Origin of the sequence: Myxococcus vastator, assembly GCF_010894475.1 — a bacterium.
GTDB classification, from domain to species: domain Bacteria; phylum Myxococcota; class Myxococcia; order Myxococcales; family Myxococcaceae; genus Myxococcus; species Myxococcus vastator.
Map to the genome: position 1 here is coordinate 1 of NZ_JAAIYB010000611.1, position 3,853 is coordinate 3,853.

The 3,853-nt window shown below is 71.7% G+C and carries 4 protein-coding genes; 3 read left to right on the top strand and 1 reads right to left on the bottom strand.

What is annotated here, in order from left to right; translation table 11 throughout:
• Positions 1-95 precede the first annotated feature (95 nt).
• The 3 genes from G4D87_RS34830 (at position 96) to G4D87_RS34840 (ending at position 1,841) form a co-directional block, all read left to right on the top strand.
• Positions 96-416 (top strand): DUF2795 domain-containing protein, encoded by a 321-nt coding sequence (locus G4D87_RS34830; protein WP_205507839.1) that lies wholly within the window; start codon positions 96-98, stop codon positions 414-416.
• 79 nt (positions 417-495) lie between these two features.
• Complete coding sequence (locus tag G4D87_RS34835; protein ID WP_163786979.1) at positions 496-1,401, top strand: hypothetical protein; 906 nt, start codon at positions 496-498, stop codon at positions 1,399-1,401.
• Positions 1,398-1,841 (top strand): CoA-binding protein, encoded by a 444-nt coding sequence (locus tag G4D87_RS34840; RefSeq protein ID WP_163786980.1) that lies wholly within the window; start codon positions 1,398-1,400, stop codon positions 1,839-1,841. The genes G4D87_RS34835 and G4D87_RS34840 overlap by 4 nt, the downstream gene beginning before the upstream one ends.
• 73 nt (positions 1,842-1,914) lie before the next feature.
• Here G4D87_RS34840 and G4D87_RS34845 read toward each other — a convergent pair whose 3' ends face one another.
• Positions 1,915-3,528 carry a S8 family peptidase gene (locus G4D87_RS34845; protein ID WP_163786981.1) on the bottom strand — a complete coding sequence of 538 codons (1,614 nt, stop codon included), beginning with the start codon at positions 3,526-3,528 and terminating at the stop codon, positions 1,915-1,917.
• Positions 3,529-3,853 lie beyond the last annotated feature (325 nt).

The window sequence follows — 3,853 nt, forward strand, 5'->3', positions numbered from 1 at the left end:
GGGTGGTCCCGCGCCCCGGCCATCCCCACCTTGTCATTGCACACGAACGCACCGGGGCCGGGGCCAGGGCGCCCTGGCGGAAAGGCAGACAGACGATGGCTTATGGATTCGCGGAGGATCCTGCGCTCTCCATCACCCCGCATCTCGACGCGGTGGAGTACCCCGTCGAACGGGAGCAGTTGGTGGCGGCTGCCGCTGACGCAGGCGCTCCCCCCGACGTCATCAACCTCTTCAAGTGCCTGCCGCGCCGCGAGTACGCCACCCGTGAGGCCGTGCAGCGGGACCTCTCCGAGGCGTCCCGGCGCTCCGCCCTGGGGGGCTCGATGGACGACGATGACGGGGTGAACCGGGACCGCAGCAACCTCGGGCGGGACGCGGTGGAGGATGCTCCGGACGGCCAGACGCGTCATCCGTGAACCGGTGGGCGTTGGGGGCGGGGAGGCCTGGTGGAAGCGCTCGCGGGCGCTGGCGCTTTCTGCCAGCGTGCGACCGCGCATGCGCCCCGGCCCCCTGACGTCCAGTCTCCTGCTGTCACTGACCGCCATCGCCTGCAGTCACAAGGCGCCGCTCTCCGTGTCGCCCGCGGAGCCGCGGCCGGCGTCGGTGCGGCTGGACTTCCAGCCGCCCGTGGACCGCGTGCTCACGGAGACGCAGCGCAGCGTGCGTTCGGTGGAGCGGCGGGGCGACACCCTTCGAGAGGAAGTGGCGCTGACCACGCAGACGCGCTTCACGCCCTCCGAAGGAGGCTGGCTGTTGGCGCAGGACGTGCCTCGCTCACGGCTGACGCGCAATGGCCAGGAGGTCCCCACCGGCGTGGCGGACGTGCTGGCGCGCTTCACGCTGCAGGCGTGGCTGGCGGCGGATGGCACCTTCGTGAAGCTGGTGGCCCCCGAAGCCGCGCGGGAGGCGCTCCGCCAGGTGGCGCCCGCGGGCACGGAGGCGGACGTGCTGGAGCGCTTCTTCGAACCCGAGGCCCTGGAGACGCGGGCGCGGCGTGAGTGGGAGGTGAAGTTCTCCGGCCTCTTCCAAAGCAACCTCGTGGAGGGCCAGCGGAGCTGGGTGGTGGACCGGGTGCCCGTGGGCGACAGCCAGGTGGCCTACGTGCTGGAGCGCACGGTCCAGGGCACGCGGGACACGCCGCTGGGAGACGCGGTGGTGCTGGGCCTGCGCTGCCTGGACGCGGTGCCGGAGGACGCGCCGGACGCGCTGTCGGAGGCGTGGGTGATGGCGGGCCGGCCAGCGCTGACGCCGGGCGTGTCCTGCCAGGGAGAACAGCTGTTGGGCCGGGGGCGTTTCCTGCCCGTGAGCCGCCAGCTCACGGTGCGGGCGACGGTGGCGGGCGAAGCGTGGACTGTCACGACGGAGTCCCGGGCAGAGGGGCTCCAGGAGGAGGCGCGATGAGCTGGGAGCAGAACCTCATCGAGGACGAAGCAGGCGTGGAGCGCGTGGTGAGAGGTGCCCGGCGGGTGGCGGTGCTGGGCATCAAGACGGAGCAGCAGTCGGGGCAGCCGGCCTACTACGTGCCGGACTACCTGGCGCGCGCGGGCGTGGAGGTGGTGCCCGTGCCCGTTTACTACCCGGACGTGACGCACATCCTGGGCAAGCCGGTGTTCCGGCGGCTGACGGATGTGCCCGGCGAGCTGGACCTGGTGGACGTGTTCCGCAGGCCGCAGGACATCGACGGGCACGTGGACGAGCTCATCGCCAAGAAGCCGACGGCGGTGTGGTTCCAGTCCGGCATCCGCAACGACGCCGCCGCGGAGAAGCTGGCGAAGGCGGGCATCCAGGTGGTGCAGGACCGCTGCCTGATGGTGGACCACCGCCGCTACGGGGGGCGGTAGTCACCTCCCCGTCAGGGGCGCACCCCACCCGTCCCGCATGGAGAAGGGTGGGGGCGCGTGCCGGGAATCCGGCTCAGTAGTTGCCCGAGATGACCTTGGGCAGGGCCTTGGCCAGGTCCGGCAGCGGACCAATCTGGCGCGCGTTGGCGGCCTGCGGGGTGCCGTTGGCGCGCAGCAGCGAGCGCATCTGCACGCTCGTCAGGCGGCGGCCGTTGGCCAGGGCCACGCCCTGCGCGCTGGCGGCGGCGCCCACCACGATGGGGGACGCGCTGGAGGTGCCGCTGAAGCTGGACGTGTAGAACTGGTCCTCGCCGTAGCTGGAGCCGAACACGTTGCCGTAGCCCATGCTGTAGACGCGCTCACCCCAGCCATGCACGTCCACGCGGCTGCCGAAGTTCGTCCAGCACATGGGCGAGCGCGTGGTGGCCGTGCTGCCGCCCACGAAGATGGCCCCCGAGTCCCGGGTGTTGCGGTTGAACGCGCTCCCGTACGCGGACGCATCCAGGTCCGCGCTGCCGTTGCCCGCCGCCTCCACGACGATGACGCCGTTGGCGGTGGCCGTCTTGATGGCGTCGTAGTTGGCCTGCCAGTACTCCATGGCGATGTAGTTGCACTGGCCGGTGTTGCACGTGCACGCCGTGCCGTCCGCGGGGCCGCGGGCGTGCAGCTCGATGAGGACGATGCCCCCCAGGCCCGCGGCCGTGGCCGCCTTGGTGATGGCGCTCGCGGTGCTCTGCGCACCGATGGACTCGTAGCCCGCCCGAGCCTGGTGCGCGATGCCCGTCACGCCATAGGCGTTGCGCGTGCCCACGATTTCACCCAGCACCGCCGTGCCGTGGTCTCTCCAGCCCCGGTCCGCGTACTGCGTGCCGCCCGTGTGGAAGAGGACGGGCATGTCCTCGTGGGTGGTGCGCCAGCCGCCCTCGATGTCCACCACCTTCACGTTCTGCCCCTGGCCGCCCGGAACCGTCCACGCGTACCTCGCGTTGACGCCGCCTGGCGCGGCGTTGAGGTAGCCCTGGTTGTTCTCGTAGGAGGGCGTGGTGGGCGGGATGTCCGCCGCCGCCAGCAGGCCACGCACCGCCGCGTCCATGCCGAAGTTCACCATGGCCGGCTCGGGGGGCGGCTCGGCGTAGGCCACCTCGACGCCGTCCAGCGCGTTGAGCGCGGCGACCAGGTCCGTCACGCGCTCGGACGTGGTGCCCGGCATCAGGGGGACTTCGAAGTACAGGTTCAGGTCCGCCAGCTGCTCGCCGCTCTGCCGCTCACCCGCGGCCTTGCGCGCCTCCAGCGTGGACTCCGCCTCGTCGAACAGGCGGGCAATGGCGCCCGTGCGCGGGGCACGCTCCAGCAGCGACGTCACGTGGCCCAGGTCGGCCTCCAGGCGCGCATCACCCAGGCCGCGCCCGGCCAGCAGCGAGCGCTCCGCGGCGTCCCGGTCCGACGTCAGGGCCACCAGTTGCTGGTCTCGCAGGCGCACCCGGCTGCCTTCGTGGAACTTCACCACGATGCGCTCCACGTAGGTGTCCGCGGCCAGCTCGCGCCCGGTGGGCTTGGCGACGAGCGCGCGCGGCTTCAGGGACTTTGAGGGCGGAGCCGCCGCCGCCGCGGGGGCGAAGGCCAGCACCGACAGGGACAACATCGCGTACCGCAGGGGTCGCATCGACAGGAACGAGGACGTCGTCATGACTGCCTCCACATCGAAAAGGGGACGGCCGTGAGGCGGACCCTGCGTGTTCACCGAGGAGTCCGAATCACGCGGACATCTTGCATTTCCGGTCTGTCATGAAATCAGAGGATGGCGGCGGCAGGTGTCTGAAAGTCGACAGAGACCTGCCCCCCGGAAGGAAGCGCGCGCCCGCGCCGACGGGGTGCGTCACTGGCGCGGGGACAGCCCTCGTGGAATCGTGGCCCCACCCTGGAACCGGGCTTTTCGCCGCGGCGGGGACAAGGGCGGCCTTCCGTCCTGGGAGCGTCGGTCGATGCGAGTCACAGGCGCGTTGGGGCGGGGG

Bases quoted from the DNA above. Each gene is read 5' to 3' on its own strand.
- G4D87_RS34830 (WP_205507839.1), top strand. From the start codon at position 96: ATGGCTTATGGATTCGCGGAGGATCCTGCGCTCTCCATCACCCCGCAT.
- G4D87_RS34835 (WP_163786979.1), top strand. From the start codon at position 496: ATGCGCCCCGGCCCCCTGACGTCCAGTCTCCTGCTGTCACTGACCGCC.
- G4D87_RS34840 (WP_163786980.1), top strand. From the start codon at position 1,398: ATGAGCTGGGAGCAGAACCTCATCGAGGACGAAGCAGGCGTGGAGCGC.
- G4D87_RS34845 (WP_163786981.1), bottom strand. From the start codon at position 3,528: ATGACGACGTCCTCGTTCCTGTCGATGCGACCCCTGCGGTACGCGATG.